Origin of the sequence: Methylophilus flavus (assembly GCF_042678905.1) — a bacterium.
Taxonomy (GTDB): Bacteria; Pseudomonadota; Gammaproteobacteria; order Burkholderiales; family Methylophilaceae; genus Methylophilus; species Methylophilus flavus.
Genome location: NZ_JBHTLN010000001.1, coordinates 1516582 through 1541787, shown reverse-complemented (window position 1 = coordinate 1541787; position 25206 = coordinate 1516582). Strand labels below are relative to the sequence as shown.

The following is a 25206-nucleotide window of genomic DNA, read 5'->3' as shown; positions in this document are numbered from 1 at the left end:
TTGAAATCAGCATAAAACACTAGATAATACAATCATCGCTCAAGTCACAGGCACTCGAACATAAAAGGATAAAGATGGAATTTAGCATAAAAAGCACTGGCCCGGAAAAATTGCGTACCGATTGTTTGCTGGTGGGGGTTTATGAAGGCCGTAAGCTGACTGATCTTGGTAAATCTTTGGATGAAGCAAGTGACAAAGCAATCACGCTTGCGCTGAAATCCGGTGATATCGAAGGCAAGGCTGGCAGTACTTTGTTACTACGCCAGTTATCCGGCATTACCGCGAACAGGGTACTGCTGGTTGGCTTGGGTAAATCCGAAGAATTCAGCCTGAGAACTTTGCGTAATGCTTTCCGCGCTGCCATTAAAAGTTTGCCCGCCGGTGTTGAGAGTCTGGCAACAGATTTTGCCGGTCTGGTGATCAAGAAATCTGATACCCAGTCAAAAGCGGCTGCACTGGCTGAAATTGCGTGGGAATCCATTTACCAGGTAAATGCGGTCAAAGAAAAGAAAGCGGAGCCAAAAGCACTCAAGCAGATTACTTTATTGGTCGGCAAATCCGATGTCGAAGGGGCCGAAGCCGGCATTAAACAAGGCCAGAGCGTGGGTAATGGCGTGGCGCTGGCTAAAGACCTTGGTAACCTGCCACCCAATATTTGTACGCCGACTTATCTCGGCAAACAGGCTGAGAAATTAGCCAAAGATTATGGTTTTAAAGTGGAAGTGCTGGAAGAAGCCGAGATTGAAAAACTCAAAATGGGTTCATTCCTCGGTGTGACACGCGGCAGTGACGAACCGCCACGCTTTATCGTCTTGCAACATTTAAAAGGTAAGAAAACGCAAAAACCGGTGGTGCTGGTAGGTAAAGGCATCACATTTGATACCGGTGGCATTTCGCTAAAACCCGGTGCCGATATGGATGAAATGAAGTACGACATGTGCGGCGCTGCTTCCGTACTAGGAGTGTTTAAGGCCATAGGCGAACTGGATTTGCCGTTGAATGTGGTTGGCCTGATCCCGACTTGCGAAAACATGCCTAGTGGCCGTGCCACCAAGCCGGGCGATGTGTTGACCAGTATGTCTGGCCTGACCATTGAAGTATTGAATACCGATGCGGAAGGGCGTTTGATCCTTTGTGATGCGCTGACCTATGCAGAGCGCTTTGAGCCGTCTGCCGTGATTGATATCGCAACCTTGACTGGTGCCTGCGTCATTGCATTGGGACATCACCCTAGCGGTTTGTTTGCCAATAATGATGCGCTGGCGAGAAAACTGCTTGATGCCGGTGAAAAAGCGCAAGACCGCGCCTGGCAGATGCCGTTATGGGACGAATACCAGGGTCAGCTGGACAGCAATTTTGCCGATATGGGCAATATCGGTGGCCGTGCCGGTGGTAGTATCACTGCGGCTTGTTTCCTGTCGCGTTTCGCCAAGAAATATGACTGGGCGCACCTGGATATCGCAGGGACTGCCTGGAAATCCGGCAAAGAAAAAGGCGCTACCGGCCGTCCGGTGCCATTGCTGGTGACCTACTTGTTACAGCAGGTAACTGACAAGGCCTGATAGGGTTAAAGATAAAAACGCTATGACGCGGGTACGCTTTTATACCGATATTCCTGACCGTGCCGGTTTGATTCTGCATCTGGTCGAGCAGGCCGTCGCCCGTCAACGGCAAGTGACCATCTATCTGGACTCACCTGAAGCGGCGGAACAGATCAGTCACAGCTTGTGGCAGCAACCCGCATTTATCCCCAATGTGCTGGCAGATGCGCCGCAAGCGGGCCTGACGCCAGTGCTGCTGGCCTGGTTACCAGAACATATCCGGCAGGATGATATGCTGTTCAACTGCCAGGCCGAGCTGCCAAAGTTTTTCAGTCGTTTCCGCCATCTGTTTGAATTGATAGGCGCTGCCGAAGAGGAAAAAACAGCGGGTCGCCAGCGCTATGCGTTTTACCGCGACCGTGGCTATGAAATTCAGCATATGAAGATGCAGGCGCAGTCAGCGCCTGACCAGGGAGGTTGTGTGGATATCTCAGAAATTCCGGTATTAACCAAAGTCGTACAAAAAAATAACCCGGCCACCGTGGACGTGGATGAGCTGGTTGCGCAGGTCAAACAGGCACTGCTGCCGGAGATTGCCGAGATTGTCACCAGTCAGTTGGGGCAACGGGCTTTTGAGCGGACAGTGGTTGAGCAACAAGCTTTGTCCGAATATGCGGAATCCATACAGCAGGATTTATCACGCCACGCACAAACCCAGGTCGGGGAAAGTATCCAATCCATTGAGCAGGCTTTTCGCGAAGCCATGAGCAATGTCGGCAAGCAGCAACTGCAATCTGTGGAAGAAGATGTAGCGCGTTTGACAGAAACACAACAGCAATTGCTGGCGACCACAGAGCAGACGATTCGGGAAGTGGCAGAAAATGCAGGCAAGCAGAAACTGGAAGAAAAGCTGGCGCAGCTGATAGATGACCAGCAGGCACAGATTGCCACCAAGGTGCTGGAGATGCAGGCGCAGCTTGAGAAAAGCATGGCGGATCATATCCACCAGTTGCAGGAGAGCAGCAAGGAAACGCTGACCAGCGGCCAGGAGGCGATGGAAGCCAGGCTGGTGGAAGAATATAAACTGACCCTGCAAACCGCCTTTGCCGAATTCACCGAGCAGCAAACTGCCGAGTTCAAGCAAAAATTCAATACAGAATTGTCTTCGGTCGAAGCCGAGTTACAGACCAAAGTGCAGGGCATGGTCACTGCGCAAATGCAGGTGATAGAAGGTGAACTGAACAAACGCCTGAAATCCAGCATTCTGGAAGTCTTGCAGGGCATCAAGTTCGTGATGCCCAGTATTTAAAGGTTTGCCTGCACTCCGGCTGATCTAAAGCAGGAAATCTTCAGGCATCCGCAAGCGTCAATACTACCGGTGTATGATCACTGGGGCGTTCCAGTTTGCGAGGCAGTTTATCAATCAGGCAGCTTTGGCATAACGGTTTCAAGGCGTCACTGACCAGGATGTGGTCTATGCGCAGCCCCATATTGCGACGGAATGCTGCCATCCGGTAATCCCACCAGCTGTAGTGACCAGCTTCATCAGTAAACAAGCGGAAACTGTCGGTTAAGCCTAATGCCAGCAGCTTCTGGTATGCCTCACGCTCCTGCGGGCTAACCAGCACCTGGCCTTCCCACGCCACAGGGTCATGGCAGTCCCTGTCATCCGGCGCAATATTGTAATCACCCAGCAGTGCCAGTTTTTCATGTTGCTTTAACTCGTCTACCACCCAATGGTGTAGCGCGTTGAGCCAGTTGAGCTTGTACTGGAATTTATCTGAATCCAGCGCCTGGCCATTCACCACATAAGCACAAATCACCCTGACACCTTGTATGGTCGCCGCTATAATGCGTTTTTGTTCGTCAGCAAAATTCGGCAGGTCCACATGCACATCATTGATCGCATGCGGGCTGATAATCGCCACGCCATTGTAGGTTCTCTGCCCGTTGTGGATGGCATTAAAACCCGCCTCTTTTAAAGCCGCATAGGGGAACTTGCTATCTTCCTGTTTGGTTTCCTGAAGGCACAGCGCATCTGGTTGATTGGCGACCAGCCAGTCCAGTACATGCGGCAGGCGTACCGTCAGCGAATTAACATTCCAGGTGGCCAGTTTCAACAGTATTCTCCAGTCATGGGTATGGATGGCAGTCAGCGATTGCGATTGCACTCGCGCATTTTACACCACTCTATTGCCGTTTCCGGTCATGTGCTGCCAGGGAGATCATAGGCTTATGTTGGCAGTTTACGAGTTGCCTGATTGAATATCAGACAAATGGCGTATTTTTCAACTGGCCGCCAGCCGTTACAGTGTGACCTGGATAATTGACTTTTCAGGAGAGCTGGCATGCAAGGTGACCTTAAACGCGATCAGGGGCGGCGCACCGGGTTTACGCAACACGAATGGGGGCTGGTGATCGCGATTGTGCTGGTTGCGATGGCGTTAAGGCCAGGCATTGTCTCCATGGGGCCTGTCTTGCCCGCCATCATTGATGCATTCCAGTTAAGTCATGCCACAGCCTCATTGATGACTGCGATTCCTGATTTATTAATGGGCGCGCTGGCCTTGCCTACTCCCTGGCTGGTACGCAGGTTCGGCGTGAACAGAGTGCTGATGCTGGCATTAGGCCTGCTCAGTGTTTCAATCGCTGTACGCGCTGGTGCAGGCAGCAGTTTGACCTTGATCACCGCCACCGTGGGGGTTGGTGCCGGTATTGCAGTGGCTGGCGCCATGTTTGCCGGGATTGTGAAAGCCAGTTTCTCCAATCGCGCCGCCTTAATGATCGGTATTTATGCTACTGCTTTATCATTGGGCAGCACCCTTTCCGCCGGCCTCACCGGCTGGATATTGCAATCTACAGGCTGGCGGGTAGCTATTGGTGTATGGGCAGCATTAGGGGTGGTTGCCCTGCTCGCCTGGTGGCGGGTGATACCAAAGTCAGTTGCCACACAGGAGGTGTCTGGCACAGAGGGCACATCAGCAACGCGTTTGCCATTGCATACACCAGTTGCCTGGCTGATTGCGCTGTTTTTTGCCTGCGTGAATTTCCTGTTTTATTCCATTCTCACCTGGACTGCAGCCATGTATCAGGAGGCAGGCATGCCCGCCGCTGAAACAGGTGGTGTGCTTGCCAGTTTTACCTTTTGTTTTATGCTGGCAAACCCGGTGGTGGGCATGCTTAGCAAGCGTCTGGACCGGCGCGGCTGGCTGGTGGCGTGTAGCTTGCTATCCACCATAGGCCTGGCGGGTATGGCAACTCCGGGCGCCTGGCCATGGCTATGGGTACCGCTCACGGCATTTGGCCTGGGCGGTGCTTTTACATTGGCCATGACTTTGCCGCTGGACCATACGCACACTCCGGATGCGGCGAATCGCTGGAATGCATTTGTGTTGACCATAGGTTATTTGATAGCGGCCACCGGGCCTTTTATCATGGGCTTAATGCATGATCACAGCGGGCATTTTGCTGGTGGTTTTCAATTACTGGCGGGTGTCTCCGCACTGATGCTGGTGCTGGCGACTTTGCTCAAACCGCCACGCTAAATACTTATTCCTGAAAGTAGTTCCTTAAAATTAAGCGACAGCACCAAAACGACTCTGCCTGCTGACGATTCATTTTTGCCATGGTTGTGGAAAGCCTTTCCGCAACCATGCGTTCCGCCAAGACCTGAACTAAATACACTGATATCCGCCATAAATCTCTGTCTATTTGGCTGATGTGATCAACACGGCTTACGGTATAAATCAGGCTGGACCCAATTCTCGGCAAAACGCCCAACCAGACTGCAGTGATATCGTTGTTCCAATAACCATGAAGCGCAACTCAACCCTCTTCTTATTCAGATGGCTGGTGGCTATTGTCACGTCCGCCATTGCCGGGTATGCATGTGCTTCTGAAGAGATTACCCTGCAACTGAAATGGCGGCACCAGTTCCAGTTTGCTGGCTATTACGCTGCCCAGCAGCAAGGCTATTACAAGGATGAAGGCTTGACCGTCAACATCATTGAAGGCAGCAAAGACCGGCCACCCGTGCAGCAGGTCTTGTCCGGGCAAGCGGACTACAGTATCGGCGATGCCGAAGTGTTGGTTTCACGTATTTCCGGTAAACCTTTGGTGGCACTGGCGGCTATTTTCCAGCATTCCCCCGGCGTATTGCTCAGCTTGCAGCAAAGCAATATCCAGCATCCTAAAGACCTGGTCGGTAAGCGCATCATGATGTCTTCTGATGACCAGGGCGTGTTCCAGTTCAAAGCCATGTTGCTGAAACAGCACCTGGATATCAAGGAAATGACCCTGGTGCCGCATACCTGGCGCCTGCAGGACCTGATCGATGGCAAGGTGGAAGTGATCTCAGCCTATGTGATGGACGAGCCGGAACAATTGAAACAGATGGGCTATTCGCCTGCCATCATCACCAACCAATCCTATGGTGTGGATTTTTACGGGGATGTGCTGTTCACCAGCGAGCGCGAATTATCCATGCATCCCGAGCGGGTCGATGCCTTTTTGCGCGCGACCAAGAAGGGCTGGCTGTATGCCTTGAGTCATCAATCTGAAATGGCCGAAAGTATTGCGGGCATGCCAGGCGTGGTCAAACGTGGCGTGAATAAACAAACGCTGATGCGTGAAGCCAGTATGATGCATCCCTATGTGCTGACAGAAGTCGTGCCATGGGGCCATATGAATGAAGAGCGCTGGTATGCCATTGCGCAGACCTTGGCCGATTTAGGCCTGGTGCAGCCGCATGTGGACCTCAAAGGCTTTATGTACCAGGGCGATATGCGCGTAAAGCGGCCCTACATAGTATGGTTGGCACGTGGTGTTTGTATCCTGTTACTTATCCTGGGCGTGACCTTTCTGTGGAACTTGCAGATCAGGCGCCAGGTGGTACACCGTACCCAGGCTTTACAAAATGAAATAGACCGCCGCAAACAGGCTGAGTACCTGCTCAAAGTAGCTGGTAGTGTCGCCAGGATTGGCGGCTGGATGATTGATGTAAAAACAAACACCTTGCAATGGTCGGATGAAGTTGCGGCTTTGCATGAAATGCCGCCCGGTTATACGCCGACGGTAGAAGAAGGCGTACGCATGTTTGTGCCTGAGTATCAGGCGCTCATGCAACATGCACTTGAAAAATGCATAGAGGATGGCGTGTCTTATGATCTGGAACTGGAAAAAATAACCGCCACAGGCCGCCGTTTCTGGGTGCGTGCCATGGGGCAAGCGGTGCGTGATGAGCAAGGCAATATTTTCAAGTTGCAGGGTTCACTACAGGATATTACTGCCCAGAAACAACTGGAAGCCATCAGGCAAGGGCAGGCCAGAATCCAGGCCATGATGCTGGCTGATGTGTCTCTGCACGAAATCCTAAATACTGTGGCGCAACTGATAGAACTGCAATTCCCGGGCGCCAGCTGTGCTATTTTGCTGCTGGACCAGGAAGGCACACATTTGCGCCATGCTGCTTTATCGACATTACCACCGCCGTATATCCAAGCCATGGATGGGATTGTGCTTGAAACCGATCAGATCGCGCTGCTTACCCAGGGCCGTGTGATTGCCAACGATATCAATACTTACCCGTTTGGCGACGAGAACCGGGCGCTGGCGCTCACTCATGGCCTGCAGGCCTGCTGGAGTGCACCCATCTTGTCACGCAGCTGGCGTGCATTAGGGGTGCTGGCCATCTACAGGCGGCATCAGCACACGCCAGCAGAGGCTGAACTTGATTTCGTCGAGAGTTATGCGCAAATCCTTGGCCTGGCCATTGAACGCGAGCAGTCGGACGAGCAGCTTAACCTGTTACGCAGCGGTATCTCCAGGCTGAATGACATTGTCATGATCACCGAGGCGCCACTGCAGGCACCCATGCAGCAAAAAATCGTGTTCCTCAATGAGGCATTCACCAAGATTACTGGATCTTCGCTTGAACATTTAAGCGGCAGTTCCCCTTTTGATATTTTCAATGTCGCCACGCCTGGCCGTGAACTCGAACGTATCAAACACGCTTTTCAACAGATGCTGCCTATCACGGCCGAAGTGGTCACCATCAATCTGGATGGTGCAGGCGTATCGCTGGAAATGGATGCATTGCCGCTGCATGACAGAGGTGGTCGCTATACCCACTGGGTACTGGTGTTGCGGGACATTACCGAACGCAAACAGGCCGATGCGCAGATACGCCAGCTGGCCTATTACGACACTATGACTGGTCTGCCTAACCGCTTATTGCTACAAGAAAAGCTGTCTTCCCACTTGCGCAAAGCGGTACGTAAGAAAACCGGCGGTGCCTTGCTGTTTATTGATATTGATAACTTTAAAACACTTAATGATACGCATGGGCACGATATCGGTGATGCATTGCTGATTGAGGTGGCAAAGCGCATCAAACATTCTGTCCGCCGTCTGGATACGGTCAGCCGCCTGGGTGGCGACGAGTTTGTCGTGGTGCTTGATGGCTTGCATAGGGACCCGGTACATGCCGAAAAACAGGCGCGTATCGTTTGTGAAAAAATCGTCGCCGCGTTTAAAGAACCGTTTAATTTAAACCATTACCAGCACTATACCTCGCCTAGTATCGGCGTAGCCCTGTTTGATCATGAGGTGCCCAGCCAGGCCGAAGAACTGTTGCGGCGGGCTGATATGGCCATGTACAAAGCCAAGGAGGCCGGTAGAAATGGTTACCAGTTCTTTGACACCTTAATGGAAACCGAATTATTGCAGCGTGTGGCACTGGAGGCTGATCTACATATCGCGATTGAACAGCAGCAATTCCAGCTGCATTTCCAGCCACAATATAACCAGCAGCACGATATCGTCGGCGCCGAGGCCCTGATCCGCTGGCAGCATCCCGAGCGCGGCCTGGTGATGCCAAATCAATTTATCACCATGGCCGAGAGTTCAGGCCAGATTGTCGAGATCGGGCACTGGGTGTTGCAAAAAGCCTGTCAGATACTACTGGCGTGGTCCGGTCATCCCCAACTGCGTTCATTAGTGCTATCGGTTAACGTCAGCCCTAAACAGTATCTGCAGCCTAATTTTGTGCAGCAAGTACAGCGCATGGTGAGCGACACCGGCATTTATGCAGGCAGGCTAAAACTGGAACTGACGGAAAGTATGCTGGTGGATAATGTGGAAGATATTATTGCCAAGATGACAGCCCTGAGAGAAGTCGGCGTATGTTTCTCACTGGATGATTTCGGCACCGGTTATTCTTCCTTGTCTTACCTGAAACGCTTGCCGTTTGACCAGCTTAAAATCGATCAGTCTTTTGTACGTGACATGCTCACCGGGCATGACCATCAAAGTATCGTCAATGCCATTATTTCGCTGGGGCAGAGTTTGCAGCTGGAAGTATTGGCTGAAGGGGTGGAAACAGATGCGCAATTGCGGGTATTGAAAGAGCTCGGTTGCCAGGTATTCCAGGGTTATTATTTCACCAGGCCATTAGCGATAGAACTGTTTGAACAGTGGGTGATTCACAATGCGGATAACGCTGCGCAGCATCAAACCGTGGAACAGATGCTATAAGCGGAAACGAGCGCGCACAATGAAAAACGGCAATCCTCTACAGATTGCCGTTTTTCGTTGGTAAAACTCAAGCCTGTTTACAACATACTGTAAAAACAGGCCAGAGTCATGGCTCTGCAGCAGCTGGAATTACTTCCTTGAAAAAGCAGATTTTTTCCAGGTGTAGGTGCCGCAAGTGATTAAATAAAGAATAGCCGAAAAGATATTGAGCACCGGCACCATGCTCCTGAAAGCAAGAAAAAATGCTTTGCCAAAAGCGTGCTTCAGCGTATCGAATTCACAATTACGAAACTCGATCAGAGAGCCGATGGCAGAGATCACTAGCGGTACTAAATAAAAAGCAGAGAAAATTTCAAAATCCATGACATTTTGTCCGTTGCTGCGGAGTTTATGGTTAGCGGTTATTTGAAGCAGGCTTATCAGTGCCAGAAGAGAATTTTACAACGCAATGCGTTGCAATATGGTAAATCAACCAGGGCGGAGATTAAATCAGATATGCTTTTTAAGCAGATATCGAATCAAGTTTTAAACGAAAACATCAATTTGACTTTGCTTATTCGTACGTTTGATCTGCTCTGAGACGGACTGCGTGCTTGCGTCAGAATTCTCTAGCGCTTTTTTGCTTTTCTCGGCCTCCTGTTGAACCAGTTGATTGAGCTGCATCTGGGCCATTTGTATCTGTAACTGAATATTTTTGGCTTTTTGCATACCTGCTTCACTTTGTTCACCCAATGCGCTTTTCAAGTCCTGATTGAGCGCAACAAGCTTCTTCTTCAGGCCTTCTATGGTATTGCTATTGCCGCGACCAGATGAGGAAGAACTTCCACCGGTAGATCCCACTTGCATGTTGATAGAAATAGCCATGTGAATGTCCGAATAATTGTTGAGTGACAGATGTTTATTTAACGGCAGTTTTAAGCACCTGCTTTAATGTTAATTTTATTCGGCCTATAAAACTAAAAAGCCTCGTCATCAGACGAGGCTAGTCAGTCACAATCTGCTCAATGAGTATCAGGCTGCAAAGTTCTTCGCAGCAAATTCCCAGTTAGCAAGGCTGGCCAAAAACGTTTCCACGAATTTTGGACGTGCATTGCGGTAATCGATGTAATACGCATGCTCCCACACGTCTATGGTCAGCAGTGCTGTCTCACCGGTTGTCAATGGCGTGCCAGCCGCGCCTGTATTCAGGATATCAACTGTACCATCGGTTTTTTTCACCAGCCAGGTCCAGCCGGAACCGAAGTTACCTACAGCAGAAGCCTGGAAGGCTTTTTTGAACTCTTCAAAAGAGCCCCATTTGGCGTTAATGGCATCTGCCAAAGCGCCTGAAGGTTCGCCACCACCGTTAGGAGACAGGCTGTTCCAGAAGAAAGTGTGGTTCCACACTTGTGCCGAGTTGTTGTAGATCCCGCCGGAAGACTTTTTGATGATCTCTTCCAGGCTGGCATTTTCAAACTCGGTACCCTTGATCAGGTTATTCAGGTTTGTGACATAAGTTTGGTGGTGTTTGCTGTAGTGGTAGTCAAACGTTTCGGCTGAAATGTGTGGTGCCAATGCATCTTTGGCAAACGGTAATGGTGGTAAGGTATGTTCCATGGTGTTTCCTTTTTTATGGTGTGTTGAATTGAAGTGGTATTAAAAAGCAGTGGTTAAACGTTGGTATTTTATAACAGCGACATGCAGGTGATATTTAGAACCACGAGACGGGCAAAAGGTTTAGCCATTGAATGGGATATTTTGCCATAGTTTGCTCTGCAGTAACATGATGCTTGGGTATAACTTGCCGGCGAAATCGCTTATTTTTTGCGCGCACGCGGATGCGCCGCGTCATAAATTTTGCTCAGGTGCTGAAAGTCCAGATGGGTATAGACCTGCGTGGTGCTGATATTCGCATGGCCCAGCATTTCCTGCACTGCGCGTAAATCACCGCTGCTCTGCAACACATGGCTGGCAAAACTGTGGCGCAACATATGCGGATGGACATGATTATGCAGTCCTTGCTTGATTGCCCAGTCATTCACGCGCAGCTGTATGGTGCGCCCGCTGATACGCCGGCCTTGCTGGCTGATAAACACCGCAGTTTCAGCCGGACGTTTGGTTAGCCATAGTGGGCGCACACTTAACCAGGCATGCATGGCGGAAATAGCTTTGATACCCAGTGGCACCATACGGGTTTTGTTTCCCTTGCCGATCACGGTGACAACGCCCTCCTGCAAATCCAGCCGATCCAGGTCAAGGCCGACCACTTCGCTTAAACGCAGGCCGGAAGAGTAAAACAACTCCAGCATGGCGCGGTCACGCACTACGATCGGGCCATCCCCTTCCAGTTCTACCAGCTTATTGGTTTGCTCGATAGAAAGCGCATGCGGCAGCGTTTTCGGCGACTTGGGTGCGCGCAAGCCGATCACAGGATTGGATGGGAATTGATGATGCAACACCAGGTAGTGGAAAAACCCACGCCAGCTGGAGAGGATGCGGGCAATGCTGCGGCCACTCAAGCCTTGACTGTGCAAACTGGCAATATTGCGGCGTATCAGTTGCGGGGTCAGCGTTTTCAGGTCCTGCGCATGCTGTTTTAACAGCAGGGTGATGTCACGCTGGTAATTGTTGCGGGTATGTTCGCTCAGGCCGCGTTCAAAGTGCAGGAAGTTGAGGTAATCATCCAGCAATTCATGCATACCAACATTCCCGGTATTGTAAACATGAGCGAGCGGCAGGAAGTGCAAGGCGCACGGCACGCAGGAACCGGAATGTACATGCGGGTACATGAGGGTTCCGGGTACCGAGCAACGCGGCAATTTGGCCGCGCAGCCATGTTTGATTTACGCTGACAATTGCCGCAAGAAGATACCTCTCGGCGGAAACCTCAGCGGGGGCTTTCATATGATGTATCTGGCAAGCGATGCGCTGACCAGCTCGCCTATCCTGTTCAAGAACAACGTGCCCATGCCGGCATAGAAGCGGCTGCGTTGCTCGCTGGGGATCGCCAGCAGGCCAAAGGTCACATCCTGGTAGCGCATGGGGATTACCGCCAGTGAAACCGGTGACTCGGTGAACCAGCCTGCAATATCCATGGTAGGCAGGGTGCCGCAATAAGGCTGGCTTAAGTCCTTGGCCCAGTTTTTCAGTGAGTCTTCGGCGGCAATGAAAATGTCATCGGCAGCATGGCTTTCATTGGTCCACAACCTGAGTCTTGCGTTGGGTAACTGAAAGTGCGTGGCCAGAAACTCCACCAGGTGCGCATGTAATGCCGGTACATCTTTGGCAAACAATAAGCCCAGCGTCAACTCATGGACTTTATTGGCAGTCGCTTCATTTTCTTCCGCCGTCAGGATCAGCTCGGTAAAGCGTGATTCCAGCACACGGATTTTATCGCGCTGCGCTATCTGCTGGCGTTCTGCCAGCGAAATGGTGCCTTTGCCGTGCGGGCTGGGCAGGAACAGTTCGGCCAGCAAATGCGCATGGCTTTCAAAAAAGTCCGGGTGCGCTTTCAGGTAATGCTTGATGTCGTTTTCGTTGATGCTGTCTTCCATTATGCTTCTGCAATCTTCTTAAATTTCAATGTCGCCTTCAAAGACGATGTCTGCCGGACCTGTCATCATGACCGGGCTATTGCTACCATTCCAACTGATGGTCAGTATGCCGCCGCGTGTATGCACTTTTACCGGGCTTTGCAAGGTACCAAGCTGAATGCCACTCACTGCCGCCGCGCAAGCGCCGGTACCGCAGGCCAGCGTTTCGCCACTGCCACGTTCGTAGACGCGCAGGTTGATCTCGTGCTCGTTTAACACCTGCATAAACCCGGCATTCACGCGTTGCGGAAAGCGCGGATGCGATTCTATCTGCGGGCCAAGTAAAGCTACTTCAGCAGTATGCACGTTATCCACCAGCATGACTGCATGGGGGTTGCCCATAGAGACGGCACTGATAGTCACCGTATCGTCCTCCAATGGCAGCTCATAGGCAGTCGCTTCGGCTTCAGCCTCGAACGGGATCTGTGCCGGGGCGAATCTTGGTGCACCCATATTCACGGTGACCTGGCCATCATCCTGCAAGGTCAGGGTCAGGTTGCCACTGGCAGTTTCCACCCTGATTTCGCGTTTGTCCGTCAGGCCTTTGTCCACCACAAAGCGCACAAAGCACCGGGCGCCGTTGCCGCATTGTTCGACTTCGCTGCCATCGGCATTGAAGATACGGTAGCGGAAGTCTATTCCAGGTGTGTCTGTGGTTTCAACCATCAGCAACTGGTCGCAACCGACACCGAAATAGCGGTTCGCAATGTGCTGGATCTGTGTGTGGGACAGGTGGACAGGCGCTTGCGTCGCATCAATAACGACAAAGTCATTGCCTGCGCCCTGCATTTTGGTAAATCTGAGTTTCATGGCTTGAAATGATACTCTAACAACCCCTGCAATGGCAGCTTGCGCACAACATTTATTCCGTTTGCCAGGCAAACTCGGGTAGAATCTTGCTTCCTTTTAGGTACCGGCTTCAGCCTTTAGTCGGTGTCATTGATCAACCACTTTTACTTTTCAAGGCGTCAAACATGAGTGAATATCTTTTTACTTCGGAATCGGTTTCCGAAGGCCATCCCGATAAACTGGCTGATCAGGTGTCTGACAGCATTCTGGATGCAATTCTTGCCCAGGATCCGACCGCACGCGTGGCTGCCGAAACACTGGCCAATACCGGCTTGATCGTGCTGGCAGGCGAAATTACCACCACAGCGAATGTGGATTACATCAAAGTCGCACGTGATGCGGTGAAACGCATAGGCTATGACAATACCGATTACGGTATTGATTACAAAGGCTGCGCGGTATTGGTAGCTTACGACAAGCAATCTCCTGATATTGCCCAGGGCGTGGACAACGCTAACGATGACCCGCTCGATCAGGGCGCTGGCGACCAAGGCCTGATGTTTGGTTATGCCGTGAATGAAACCCCGCAACTCATGCCATTGCCGATCTGGCTCAGCCACCGTGTGATGGAGCGCCAGGCACAACTGCGTAAAGATGGCCGTTTGCCATGGCTGCGCCCGGATGCCAAATCACAAGTGACGGTGCAGTATATCGATGGCAAACCGCACAAGATCGATACGGTACTGGTCTCTACCCAACACGCGCCGGACATGACGCTGGAAGCCATCCGTGAAGCGGTGATTGAAGAGATCATCAAGCCAACACTACCGGCTGAATTGATTAAAGGCGAGATTAAATTCCTGGTTAACCCTACCGGCCGTTTTGTGATCGGTGGCCCGCAAGGCGATTGCGGCCTGACTGGCCGTAAAATCATTGTAGATACCTACGGTGGTGCAGCTCCTCATGGTGGTGGTGCTTTCTCCGGTAAAGATCCTTCAAAGGTTGACCGTTCTGCCGCGTATGCGGGGCGTTATGTGGCCAAAAATATTGTGGCGGCTGGCCTGGCAGACAAATGCCTGGTGCAAGTCAGTTACGCGATTGGCGTTGCGCAGCCAACCTCTATCATGGTGGAAACCTACGGTACAGGTAAAATTTCGGATGACAAATTGACTCAGCTGGTACGCGAGCACTTTGACCTGCGTCCTAAGGGCATTGTGAAAATGCTGGATCTGTTGCGCCCGATTTATACTAAAACGGCAGCTTATGGACATTTTGGCCGTGATGAGCCCGAATTCACCTGGGAAGCCACAGATAAAGCCGCCGAGTTACGCGCGGCTGCCGGATTGTAATATTGCCAATAAAGCATCGTTACAAAAAGTAATTTTAAAGAGGGCTTTTAGCCCTCTTTTTTTTCGATTCTTTGACGATATCAAGCGTAAGATGTTGTGTATAAAGTCAAAAGAGTAGAGACGCAAGCTGGCAGTATGTTAAAAACAATCGCCGTCAATCAGGTAAGAATCGGGATGTATATCCAGGAGCTGAAAGGCCCATGGATGGATCATCCCTTTTGGCGCACCAAATTTATCCTCAAAGATGAGATGGACCTGCTCAAACTCAGGGGCAGTGCACTCAAACAGGTGGTGATTGATATCAAACGCGGGCTCGATGTATTGCCCGAGCCTGAGCCCGTTGCGGTGGTACTGACAGACAAAGAACTGGCCCTGCTGGAACTTGAGAGCACCACTCTCGAAGAAGTGATGCCGCAGGTCAAACAGGCACCACTGGATGCGGAGCACCGCAAGGCGGCCAGAATCATCCAATCCACCCGGCGTGAAGTCATGTCCATGTTTAAAGATTTGCGCATGGGTAAAGTGATTGAGGCAGCCAAAGTGATGCCGCTGGTCGAGGAGATTTCTGCTTCCGTTGCGCGTAATACCCATGCATTGATCAGCCTGGTGCGCCTGAAAACAGCGGATGATTACACCTATATGCACTCGATTGCAGTGAGTGCCTTAATGAGCAACCTTGCCAGAGAACTCAAAATGTCAGAGGTGGAAGTCAAGCAGGCTGGCCTGGCCGGGTTGATGCACGACCTGGGTAAAGCCGAGGTCCCGGTACAGATTCTGAATAAACCCGGATCATTAACCGACAATGAGTTTGATGTCGTCCGCCAGCATCCGCAAATTGGTTATGACATGCTGGTAAAAGCCGATATCACAGATCCGGTGACACTGGATGTCTGTTTGCATCATCATGAAAAAATGGATGGCAGCGGCTATCCGGGCCACCTGGCTGGAAACAATATCAGCATTTATGCCAGGATGGGAGCCATCTGTGATGTCTATGATGCGCTGACTTCTACACGTGCTTACAAACCAGGCTGGGAGCCCGGCATCGCCCTCAAGCGCATGGCTTCATGGAGTGGGCATTTTGACCCGGTCGTGCTGGAAGCCTTTGTCAAAAGCATGGGCATTTACCCGATAGGCACGGTAGTGATGCTTAAATCTGGCCGTCTGGCAGTCGTTGTCCGCCAGTCACCGGACAACTTGTTAACGCCGGTGGTTAAGGCATTTTTCTCCACCAAGTCACTGGTGCATATCCCGGTCGAAGAAATTGATTTATCCAGGCAGTTGGCGGATGAGATAGTCAGCAATGAATCGGCCACCAGCTGGGGCATAGGCAATATTGATCATCTGTGGGCATCACAGTGACACCTGGATAATTAGTAAGCCGGACAAAAGCTGTCTTGACCAGACGCCTGCAGGTTCAGAGTTTGCTGACCAAGTCATTCACGATTGCGTGCTTTAATCGCTGACAGAAAGTGATTAATATAAAAAAGATTCACGTAAAAGTAATTTTCAAGAGGGCTTTTTGCCCTCTTTTTTTTCCAATTTTTTTGAGTTAACAGAAGTTAAGATATCAACAATCAAAAGGAGCTGATTGTCTGATGCTTAAGACTGTTTTAGTCAAAGATGTGTGCTTGGGAATGTATATCCATGAACTGAAAGGGGCATGGATAGATCATCCTTTCTGGCGCACACATTTTGTATTGAAAGATCCGGCCGATCTGCAAAAGCTTCAGGAAAGTCCCGTTCGTGAAGTGGTGATTGATGCGAGCCTGGGGTTGGATTTAGCGCCAGCGGACATCAAACCGGCACCCGATTCCGACAAGACGATCACGTCAACAAATGAAGCACCTAAGCCGCTACCATCTTCCAGAAAGTCAAAACAGGTGACATTTGAGGAAGAGCAGGCGCAGGCTGCCAAAATCATCGCTTCATCGCGTCATGAGATTGAGTCCATGTTCTCAGACTTGCGCTTGGGCAAAACGATAGCGGTCAACAGCGTGCTGCCGATAGTCGAAGAGATTTCGGAATCGGTCACCCGTAATATACATGCGCTGGTGAGTCTGGTGCGCCTGAAAACAATCGATGACTGTACTTATATGCATTCCATCGCCGTCTGCGCACTGATGACCGCCCTGGCAAGGGCACTCGGGCTTTCAGAAGCCGAAGTCAGGCAGGCTGGCCTGGCGGGGTTGATGCATGATGTGGGCAAGGCTGCTATTCCATTAGAGATATTGAACAAACCCGGCGCACTGAGTGAGCAGGAGTTTGAGGTGGTGCGGCATCACCCCAGGCTTGGTCATCATCTGTTGATGGAAGCCAGTATTACTGACCCGGTCACGCTGGATGTTTGCCTGCACCATCATGAAAAAGTGGATGGAAGCGGTTATCCCGAAAAGCTGGGTGCTGACCAGATCAGCCTGTTTGCCAAAATGGGTGCCGTGTGCGACGTGTATGATGCAGTCACATCTACCCGTCCATACAAACCCGCCTGGGAGCCAGGTATCGCGCTCAAGCGGATGGCCAGCTGGGAAGGCCATTTTGATATGAATATCTTCAAGGCTTTTGTCAGGAGCCTGGGCATTTATCCCATAGGCACGGTAGTGATCCTGAAATCCGGGCATCTGGCCGTGGTTGTGCGTCAGAATTCTGCAAGCCTGCTAAAACCTGTGGTCAAAGCATTCTTTTCCACCAAGTCCAAACTGCATATTCCGGTGGATGAGCTGGATTTGTCCAAAGGAATGGATGAAATCGTAGGCAACGAATCTGCGGAAACCTGGGGCTTGGGGAATATAGACCATTTGTGGGCGATTTCCACCAAATAAAAAAGGCGCCTGAGGCGCCTTTTTTATGAGACTGCGTTATTATTCAGCCGCTTTTTTTGTACGCTTGGCCGCTGCTGGCTTTGCTGCTGCGGCTTTTTTGGGAGCGGCTGCCGCTGTTTTCTTGACCGGGGCTTTCTTAACTGGGTCTTTCTTCGAAGGCGCTTTTTTTGCAGCTGTCTTTCTACCTGTTGCTTTGCCGCCGCCCTTGGCAGCTTTCTCTGTCAGTAATTCCAAGCCCTGTTCCAGCGTCAGCTCTTCCGGCGTCACGCTTTTAGGCAGGGTTGCGCGTATGCCGCCATGTTGCACATAAGGTCCAAAGCGGCCAGAGAACACTTCCACCCTGCCTTCACCGGAAGGGTGCGCCCCCAAATCGGCCAACACTGCCGGACCGCTAGCCGCAGCCAGTAGCGTCACGGCGCCAGCCAAGTCTATGCCAAACACGCTCTCGGTTTTAGGGATGGATTTGAACTTGCCATCATGATTGACGTACGGCCCAAAGCGGCCGATGTTGGCGATAATTTTCTTACCAGTATCCGGATGCGTACCTAGGTCACGTGGCAAACTCAACAGCATATGTGCCGTATCGATATTGACCTGGCTGAGCGGGATCTCTTTCGGGATACTGACACGCTTAGGCTTTTTCTTTTCGCCTTCAACTGGCAACCCTACCTGCAGATAAGGGCCATATGGACCATTCATCAGGTAAATCTCTTTATTTGTTTCCGCATCCTGGCCAATCACGACCGGTTCGCTGGCGGCATTGGCTTCGCCATCCAGGCTGCGCTTGTAGTCGCATTTAGGGGTGGCGTTATAGCCGGTACAGCCAATAAAACTGCCATAGCGGCTTAATTGTTTTTGCAGCTGGCGGCCACATTTCGGGCATTGCTCATCGATTAATTCATTGCCCGGGCGTTCGACATCGGCTTTGCCAATAATTTGCTGGTTGAAGCCTTGCCAGAACTTATCCATGACCGGAATCCAGTCCAGGTTACCTTCAGCAATTTCATCAAGTTCGTTTTCCAGCTTGGCCGTGAAATCGTAATCGACGTATTGGGTAAAATGTTCAGTCAGGAACTTGTTGACCACACGACCAACGTCAGTTGGCGTAAAGCGTTTTTTATCCAGGATGACGTATTCGCGGTCTTGCAGGGTGGAGATGATGCTGGCGTAAGTCGAAGGGCGGCCAATACCGTGTTCCTCCAGCGCTTTAACCAGGCTGGCTTCAGAATAACGTGGTGGTGGTTCGGTAAAGTGTTGCTCACCGAAGATTTTTTCTACCGTCAGCACCTCGCCTGTTTCCAGATGCGGCAGTTTGGCTTCTGCATCTTCGTCGTCTTTGTCGTCATCCTTGCCTTCCATATACACGGCGATAAAGCCCGGGAAGATCAAAGTCTGGCCGCTGGCACGGAATAAGGTTGCTTCGCTACCCACCGCCAGGTCAACACTTACAGCATCATATTTTGCCTGTGTCATCTGGCAGGCCAATGTCCTTTTCCAGATCATTTCATACAATTTGAATTGTTCGTCGTTCAAGTACTGGCGCACGCTTGCTGGTGTGCGGGTGATATCGGTAGGTCGGATTGCTTCATGCGCTTCCTGCGCATTCTTGGCCTTGGTTTTGTACATGATAGGAGATTTTGGCAGGTAGTCTGCATCAAAATTCTTTTTCACGTATTCACGGATCTGCATTACCGCTTCAGCCGCCAGGCTGAAAGAGTCGGTACGCATATAGGTAATCAAACCTACGGTACCGCTACCTACATCCATCCCTTCATAGAGTTGCTGTGCCACACGCATGGCGCGGCTGGTAGTAAACCCTAGTTTACGCACGGCTTCCTGCTGTAGCGTGGAAGTAGTAAACGGTGCAGCGGGGCTGCGGCTGCGTTGTTTCTTCTCTACGCGGGTAACCGTTGTTTTGCCGGCAGAGGCCAGTAACAGTTTACCTACAATATCCGCTTGCTGATCGTGCTGTGTCACGGTGAATTGCTCCACCTTTTGACCATTCAGCTGTACCAGCTTGGCATCGAATCCGTGCGCATGCTTGAGCGCACTCATGTGGATACTCCAGTATTCCTGGCTGGTAAACGCTTCGATCTGCAGTTCACGTTCGACAATCAAGCGTAAAGCAGGGCTTTGCACGCGGCCTGCAGACAAGCCACGGCGGATCTTTTTCCACAACAGAGGTGATAGATTAAAACCTACCAGGTAATCCAGTGCCCGGCGTGCTTGTTGCGCATTGACCAGGTCCATTGAAATATCACGCGGATGATCGATCGCGTATTTCACAGCCGTTTGTGTGATCTCGTTGAATTCGACACGTTTGACCAGCTTGTTCTTGATCAGCTTTTTTTCCGCAAGAATCTCGGCAATATGCCAGGAAATGGCTTCCCCTTCGCGGTCCGGGTCGGTCGCCAGATAAATGCTGTCTGCATTTTTTACTGCTTTGGCAATCGCATCCACATGCTTGCTGTTGCGATCAATAATGTCATATTTCATCGCGAACTGTTGTGTGGGGTCCACCGCCCCGTTTTTCGGGATCAGGTCGCGCACATGCCCGTATGAAGCCAGGACTTCAAAATCACTACCCAGATATTTTTTCAGGGTCTTGGCTTTTGACGGGGATTCAACGATAAGCAGTTTAGACATTAGGAGGTGTGTGTAAGAGTTGGCTAGATAATAGCAAGCGTTCTAACGAATAGACAACATATGAGTGCGGAAAGTCCATATTTTTTAAGTCTTTCCGGCCTCCATGGTTATTTATTCTTCAGTCGTCACTGAAATGGGGAGTGGTTTACGCGCAAACTCGATCCGTTTGTCATCCTGCGAAGCAATGGTCAGCGCCATATCGGTTGGTGCAAATTTTTCGTGATCAAACATCGGGTCTTCATCTTCCTCTTTGGCCTGGCTCAGGTGCTTAAAGTCATACAGGTCAAAGTCAGCCAGGTGCGAAGGTTCGACATTGCCTATCGCGCGGAAAATATTATTGATACGTCCCGGTTGCTCGCGTTCCCAGTTGTTCAGCATATCCTTGATTTTTTGCCGCTGCAGGTTTTCCTGGCCACCACATAAATCGCACGGAATAATAGGGAATTCCATGGCGCGGGCATAAGCCGCAATGTCTTTCTCGGCACAATAAGCCAATGGGCGGATGACCATGAATTCACCACGATTGGTCGCGAGCTTGGGTGGCATGGCTTTCATTTTCGCGCCATAAAACATGTTAAGGAACAAGGTCTGTACGATGTCATCCCTGTGGTGGCCCAGGGCGATCTTGGTCGCACCCAGCTGCTGTGCAGTCGTGTAAATAATGCCGCGGCGCAGGCGTGAGCACAGGCTGCAAGTGGTTTTACCTTCGGGGATTTTCTCTTTAACGATAGAGTAAGTATCCGCTTCAACTATGCGGTATTCCACGCCCAGTTGATCCAGGTAACGCGGCAGCACATCCTCAGGGAAGTTTGGCTGTTTCTGGTCCAGGTTCATCGCGATTAATTTGAAATTGATTGGTGCGCGTTCTTGCAATGCCAGCAAAATCATCAGCATGGCATGGCTGTCTTTACCGCCGCTCATGCACACCAGCACGGTATCGCCTTCTTCAATCATGTTGTAATCGCCGATGGCTTTGCCGGTGGCGCTGATCAACTGATTGCGCAGTTTCAGGAAGTTTTGGCTAACGCCCTCAGGATAGTGTTTGATCTTCATAGGCGCGCATTATAGCGGAAAGCAATGTAAAGTCACGCTAAGTCTTTGATTATTCTGGCTGATTTAAGTATGTTAGTCCTGAATCCATGTCTGTTTATTGCATTCGTTATCACATTCAATGTGATCAGCGTATCAGAATCATGTACTTAAATGGCGGCCACCATCCACAGCGAGCACATGCCCGGTTACAAACGGCGCGTCAAAAATCAGGAACTTGACTGCCTTGGCAATATCAGCCGGTTCACCCGTGCGTTTAAGCAATGTCTGGTTAATAACCTGCTGGCGATACGCTTCATCAAACTCCTGATTGTCATCCGGCCATAACACCGGCCCGGGGGCTACCGCGTTGACTCTGACCCTGGGCGCGAGTTCCTGTGCCAGTGACTTGGTCAGGCTGACCAATCCGGCTTTGGCCGCACTGTAAACAATGTAATGTTTTTTCGGCCGCTCAACATGCATATCCGTGATATTGATAATGCAGCCCTCGCTGGCCTCAAGCGCACCGGCGGCCGCCTGGCTCAGGAATAACGGCGCTTTCAGGTTGCTGCCCATCAGGTCTTCCCATTGCTCAGGCTGGATCGATCCCAGCTTGGTCGGGTAGTAACTGGAAGCATTATTCACCAGTGCATCCACTCGGCCAAAGTATTGCACAGTCGCTTTCACCAGTGCGGGCAAGTTGGCAGTATCCAACAGGTTGCCCTGATGGATGGCGACACTGTCGGGGCGTGCAGCATTCAGTTCGGCCTGCAAGGCTAGCGCTTCGGCAACGCTGGTGTGATAGTGCAGCATGATATTGGCACCGTTGCCATGCAGTTCACGAGCGATCGCGGCGCCCACACGTTTGGCTCCACCGGTAATTAACACGACCTTGGTTGTTTGCATGGCGACTTGCTTGGTTGCTGGATTGGAATTCACGTTGTGTTCTTTATTCTGGACTGGTCACATTATAATGTCTGGATGACTGCGCAAACCATTTCTTCACGATTGCCTGCACTGGATGCGTCGGCACAGCACCATTGCGAAACTGTAGTCGCACATATTCGTCAGCAAATACAAGATCAAGGTGGCTGGATATCCTTTGCCGACTATATGCAGATGGCGCTGTATACGCCGCACCTTGGCTATTACAGCGGTGACGCCAATAAGTTCGGCCATAGCGGAGATTTTGTCACTGCACCGGAGATTTCACCATTGTTTTCACGTGCGATGGCGAATCAGGTGAGCCAGGTGCTGAGTCAGACCGGTGGTGATGTGCTGGAGCTGGGCGCCGGCACCGGGAAACTGGCGAGCGTTATGTTGCAGCAACTCAGTGAGCTAGGGCAGTTACCGAATCACTATTACATTCTGGATGTAAGTGCCAACTTGCGTGAGCGGCAGCGTCAATATTTACACTCCTCATTGCCTGAATCTGTATTTTCTCGAGTGCAATGGCTGGAGACTTTACCTGACAGTTTTACCGGTGTAGTCGTTGGCAATGAAGTGCTGGATGCAATCCCTATACATTTGATTCACTGGCAAAACGGGCAATGGCTGGAGCGTGGAGTTGTGTATGAACAGGGATTTGCCTGGCAGGATAAGTTGCTGAAAGAGGCATCTTTGGTAACAGGCATTGAAACCAGCGAGTTGCCGGACAATTATGTCACCGAAGTTTCTCCGGCGGGGCAGGGCCTGATTGCCAGTTTGACAGCCATGTTGCAGCAAGGCCTGATACTTATGATTGATTATGGTTTTTCAGCGCGGGAGTATTATCACCCACAGCGCAGGCAAGGCACAGTCATGTGCCACTTCCAGCATTATGCACATGATGATCCGTTTATCTATCCCGGTTTGCAAGACATCACTGCACATGTGAATTTTACCGCTATGGCTGAAACGGCACTTGCGCATGGCTTGAGTTGTGCAGGTTACACCTCGCAGGCGCAGTTTTTAATCAACAGTGGCATTTTGCAGATGCTGGAAGCGGTATCGCCTGAAGATAGTGGGCGTTATTTGCCTATGGTGGCTGCAGTGCAAAAATTGCTTTCCCCGGCGGAGATGGGGGAGTTGTTTAAGGTATTGGCATTGGGTAAGGGACTGGAATTGCCGTTGTTGGGGTTTTTGCAGGGAGATAAGCGGCATCAGTTGTGATGGGTGATGGATTGCTTTTGAAAAGGCAATTCTTTGATTCTTCTTTAAATGCGTAAGGCGGACTTAAATGGCATTTTTTGTCCCTGCTTAACATACGCAATTGCGTCAAATGGTGCGCGTTGCAACAGTCATCATTCCGGCGGAGGCCGGAATCCAGGCAAGGTTCATAATTAGCTTAGTTACAAGAAGCAGCAGATGTTGCACGTGCTAGAAGTTTAATCGGTATTTCTTTGGAAGGTCAAACATTCCTTTTCGCCCTTAGGCGAGTTACTTTTCTTTGCTTGCCCAAAGAATAAGTAACCAAAAGAAAAGGCACCCTAACTTCCGCTTGTATCCTGCGTTGCTCCTCCTAGGACTTTCGTACCTAACCGGACTCTGTGTGGGCGTCCAACGAAACTCGCCCTGACAAGCCACACAGAACGTGGCTTGTTGCGGAACTCAAACAGACGCTGGCCGAAGACTCCCACGCTGACTGCGCTACTCGCCGCGTCAGATAGGGGCCCGTGAAACCCCACGCGTTTAGTGAGGTGAGACTCGTCCATATTCATCCCCGCTCAACCATTGAAATAAAACAAAACAACAATACAAAACCCAACAACACAATGGAATTGGTTTGTTGGGTTCAGTCCTGAGAATTAAAAAGGTCACTAAGCGCCCTGAATGCAAAACCTTTAACTAACGTTTCATCGTGATGGGTTTCAACGGGCCCCTATCTGACGCGGCGAGTAGAGGAGTCAAGATAAGGAGTAAGGGAGCGACTGTCTGAATCCCGCGGTGGCCTGCGTACTGTGCAGGCCGCTAGGATGAGTTTCGTGACCGCTTATTTTGGCGAGCAACGCAGGAAGCAAGCGGAAGCTAGGGTGTCTTGTTCTTTGCCTTCTTTCTTATGGACAAGCATAAGAAAGAACGGTCGCCCTAGAGGCGAAGAAGAACGATCATTAAGCGGACGGCCGAAGAATATAACGTGTTACTTCCTAAAAGATCTTTGTATGAAATAAATTTTTCAGCCGTTCCTAATAAAGGGAATTACGCGCTGTAAAGTATAATGCGCCCCATGACCGAAATCGACCAAACCCCCGAATCCTCCGAAGCCCCTTATCAACGCCGCATCCGCAGTTTCGTCCTGCGCCAGGGCCGTTTAACCAAGGGGCAGGAACGTGCCTTGGAAACCGCCTGGCCTCAATTCGGCATCGAATATGCCGAGCACGCATTGGATCTGGCGAATACCTTTGGCCGCGACAACAGCCCTAAAATCCTCGAGATCGGTTTCGGTATGGGCGATGCTACCGCCAAGATCGCACAGACTTTGCCAGAAAGTGATTTCCTTGCGGTTGAAGTGCATACACCAGGCGTGGGCAGTTTGCTCAAACTGATGCAGGAAGGCGATATTTCGAATATCCGTATCGTGCAGCACGATGCCGTCGAAGTTTTACAGAATATGCTGGCCGACGCGTCTCTGGATGGGGTACATATTTTCTTCCCTGACCCCTGGCATAAAAAACGTCACCACAAACGTCGCCTGATACAGGCCGAGTTTGTGCAGCTGCTTTGCTTAAAACTGAAAGCGGGCGCTTACATTCATGTGGCGACTGACTGGCAGGAATATGCGGAATGGGTTCTGGAAGTATTGCGTGCTGAACCACAGTTGCAAAATACGGCTGTGGATTATGCGGAGAAACCAGCTTACCGGCCACTGACCAAGTTTGAGAATCGCGGCCTCAAGCTCGGTCATGGCGTGTGGGATTTGGTGTTTAAGCGTATAGCGTAAAGCGAT

General features: G+C 50.9%; 19 protein-coding genes. 9 read left to right on the top strand and 10 right to left on the bottom strand.

What is annotated here, in order from left to right; translation table 11 throughout:
* Nucleotides 1–74 precede the first annotated feature (74 nt).
* Nucleotides 75–1562 (top strand): leucyl aminopeptidase, encoded by a 1488-nt coding sequence (locus ACFQ2T_RS07625; RefSeq protein ID WP_379032644.1) that lies wholly within the window; start codon nucleotides 75–77, stop codon nucleotides 1560–1562.
* Between the two features lie 22 nt (nucleotides 1563–1584).
* Nucleotides 1585–2850: a DNA polymerase III subunit chi gene (locus tag ACFQ2T_RS07620; RefSeq protein ID WP_379032641.1), complete on the top strand. Its 1266-nt coding sequence runs from the start codon at nucleotides 1585–1587 to the stop codon at nucleotides 2848–2850.
* 40 nt (nucleotides 2851–2890) lie between these two features.
* On the opposite strand, the gene xth is transcribed toward ACFQ2T_RS07620, so the two are convergent.
* Nucleotides 2891–3661: an exodeoxyribonuclease III gene (xth, locus tag ACFQ2T_RS07615; RefSeq protein WP_379033926.1), complete on the bottom strand. Its 771-nt coding sequence runs from the start codon at nucleotides 3659–3661 to the stop codon at nucleotides 2891–2893.
* Nucleotides 3662–3889: 228 nt separating this feature from the next.
* On the opposite strand from xth, the gene ACFQ2T_RS07610 reads away from it, so the two are divergent.
* Together ACFQ2T_RS07610 and ACFQ2T_RS07605 are read left to right on the top strand one after the other, a co-directional pair.
* A complete protein-coding gene (locus ACFQ2T_RS07610; RefSeq protein ID WP_379032638.1) occupies nucleotides 3890–5086 on the top strand; it encodes an MFS transporter in 1197 nt (398 codons plus the stop codon).
* Nucleotides 5087–5393: 307 nt separating this feature from the next.
* Complete coding sequence (locus tag ACFQ2T_RS07605) at nucleotides 5394–9074, top strand: EAL domain-containing protein (protein ID WP_379032635.1); 3681 nt, start codon at nucleotides 5394–5396, stop codon at nucleotides 9072–9074.
* 129 nt (nucleotides 9075–9203) lie between these two features.
* On the opposite strand, the gene ACFQ2T_RS07600 is transcribed toward ACFQ2T_RS07605, so the two are convergent.
* The 6 genes from ACFQ2T_RS07600 to dapF form a co-directional block, all read right to left on the bottom strand.
* On the bottom strand, nucleotides 9204–9437 hold the full coding sequence (locus tag ACFQ2T_RS07600) for a hypothetical protein (RefSeq protein WP_379032632.1): 234 nt from the start codon (nucleotides 9435–9437) through the stop codon (nucleotides 9204–9206).
* A 162-nt stretch (nucleotides 9438–9599) separates the two neighbouring features.
* The gene (locus ACFQ2T_RS07595) at nucleotides 9600–9938 is read right to left on the bottom strand and encodes a hypothetical protein (protein ID WP_379032629.1); all 339 of its coding nucleotides are present in this window, start codon (nucleotides 9936–9938) and stop codon (nucleotides 9600–9602) included.
* Between the two features lie 147 nt (nucleotides 9939–10085).
* On the bottom strand, nucleotides 10086–10670 hold the full coding sequence (locus ACFQ2T_RS07590) for a superoxide dismutase (protein WP_379032627.1): 585 nt from the start codon (nucleotides 10668–10670) through the stop codon (nucleotides 10086–10088).
* Between the two features lie 200 nt (nucleotides 10671–10870).
* Nucleotides 10871–11752 carry a tyrosine recombinase XerC gene (xerC, locus tag ACFQ2T_RS07585; RefSeq protein ID WP_379033924.1) on the bottom strand — a complete coding sequence of 294 codons (882 nt, stop codon included), beginning with the start codon at nucleotides 11750–11752 and terminating at the stop codon, nucleotides 10871–10873.
* Between the two features lie 201 nt (nucleotides 11753–11953).
* The gene (locus tag ACFQ2T_RS07580; RefSeq protein WP_379032624.1) at nucleotides 11954–12607 is read right to left on the bottom strand and encodes a DUF484 family protein; all 654 of its coding nucleotides are present in this window, start codon (nucleotides 12605–12607) and stop codon (nucleotides 11954–11956) included.
* An 18-nt stretch (nucleotides 12608–12625) separates the two neighbouring features.
* Complete coding sequence (gene dapF / locus ACFQ2T_RS07575; protein ID WP_379032621.1) at nucleotides 12626–13456, bottom strand: diaminopimelate epimerase; 831 nt, start codon at nucleotides 13454–13456, stop codon at nucleotides 12626–12628.
* 164 nt (nucleotides 13457–13620) lie between these two features.
* Here dapF and metK point away from each other — a divergent pair, with 164 nt between their 5' ends.
* The 3 genes from metK (at nucleotide 13621) to ACFQ2T_RS07560 (ending at nucleotide 17606) form a co-directional block, all read left to right on the top strand.
* Nucleotides 13621–14784, top strand: a complete 1164-nt coding sequence (gene metK, locus ACFQ2T_RS07570; RefSeq protein ID WP_379032618.1) for a methionine adenosyltransferase — start codon at nucleotides 13621–13623, stop codon at nucleotides 14782–14784.
* Nucleotides 14785–14919: 135 nt separating this feature from the next.
* Entirely contained in the window at nucleotides 14920–16146 is a 1227-nt protein-coding gene (locus tag ACFQ2T_RS07565; protein WP_379032616.1) for an HD-GYP domain-containing protein, read from the top strand.
* A gap of 236 nt (nucleotides 16147–16382) precedes the next feature.
* Nucleotides 16383–17606, top strand: a complete 1224-nt coding sequence (locus tag ACFQ2T_RS07560; RefSeq protein ID WP_379032613.1) for an HD-GYP domain-containing protein — start codon at nucleotides 16383–16385, stop codon at nucleotides 17604–17606.
* A gap of 39 nt (nucleotides 17607–17645) precedes the next feature.
* Here the strand turns inward: ACFQ2T_RS07560 and topA are convergent, their stop codons facing one another.
* The 3 genes from topA to ACFQ2T_RS07545 form a co-directional block, all read right to left on the bottom strand.
* Complete coding sequence (topA, locus tag ACFQ2T_RS07555) at nucleotides 17646–20252, bottom strand: type I DNA topoisomerase (protein ID WP_379032610.1); 2607 nt, start codon at nucleotides 20250–20252, stop codon at nucleotides 17646–17648.
* Nucleotides 20253–20363: 111 nt separating this feature from the next.
* A complete protein-coding gene (gene ttcA / locus ACFQ2T_RS07550; RefSeq protein WP_379032607.1) occupies nucleotides 20364–21305 on the bottom strand; it encodes a tRNA 2-thiocytidine(32) synthetase TtcA in 942 nt (313 codons plus the stop codon).
* A gap of 138 nt (nucleotides 21306–21443) precedes the next feature.
* Nucleotides 21444–22187: a pteridine reductase gene (locus tag ACFQ2T_RS07545; protein WP_379033922.1), complete on the bottom strand. Its 744-nt coding sequence runs from the start codon at nucleotides 22185–22187 to the stop codon at nucleotides 21444–21446.
* 75 nt (nucleotides 22188–22262) lie between these two features.
* On the opposite strand from ACFQ2T_RS07545, the gene ACFQ2T_RS07540 reads away from it, so the two are divergent.
* Both ACFQ2T_RS07540 and trmB read left to right on the top strand, forming a co-directional pair.
* Nucleotides 22263–23432 (top strand): class I SAM-dependent methyltransferase, encoded by a 1170-nt coding sequence (locus ACFQ2T_RS07540; protein WP_379033920.1) that lies wholly within the window; start codon nucleotides 22263–22265, stop codon nucleotides 23430–23432.
* A gap of 1054 nt (nucleotides 23433–24486) precedes the next feature.
* Nucleotides 24487–25200 carry a tRNA (guanosine(46)-N7)-methyltransferase TrmB gene (gene trmB, locus ACFQ2T_RS07535; protein ID WP_379032604.1) on the top strand — a complete coding sequence of 238 codons (714 nt, stop codon included), beginning with the start codon at nucleotides 24487–24489 and terminating at the stop codon, nucleotides 25198–25200.
* The last annotated feature ends 6 nt before the right edge of the window (nucleotides 25201–25206 follow it).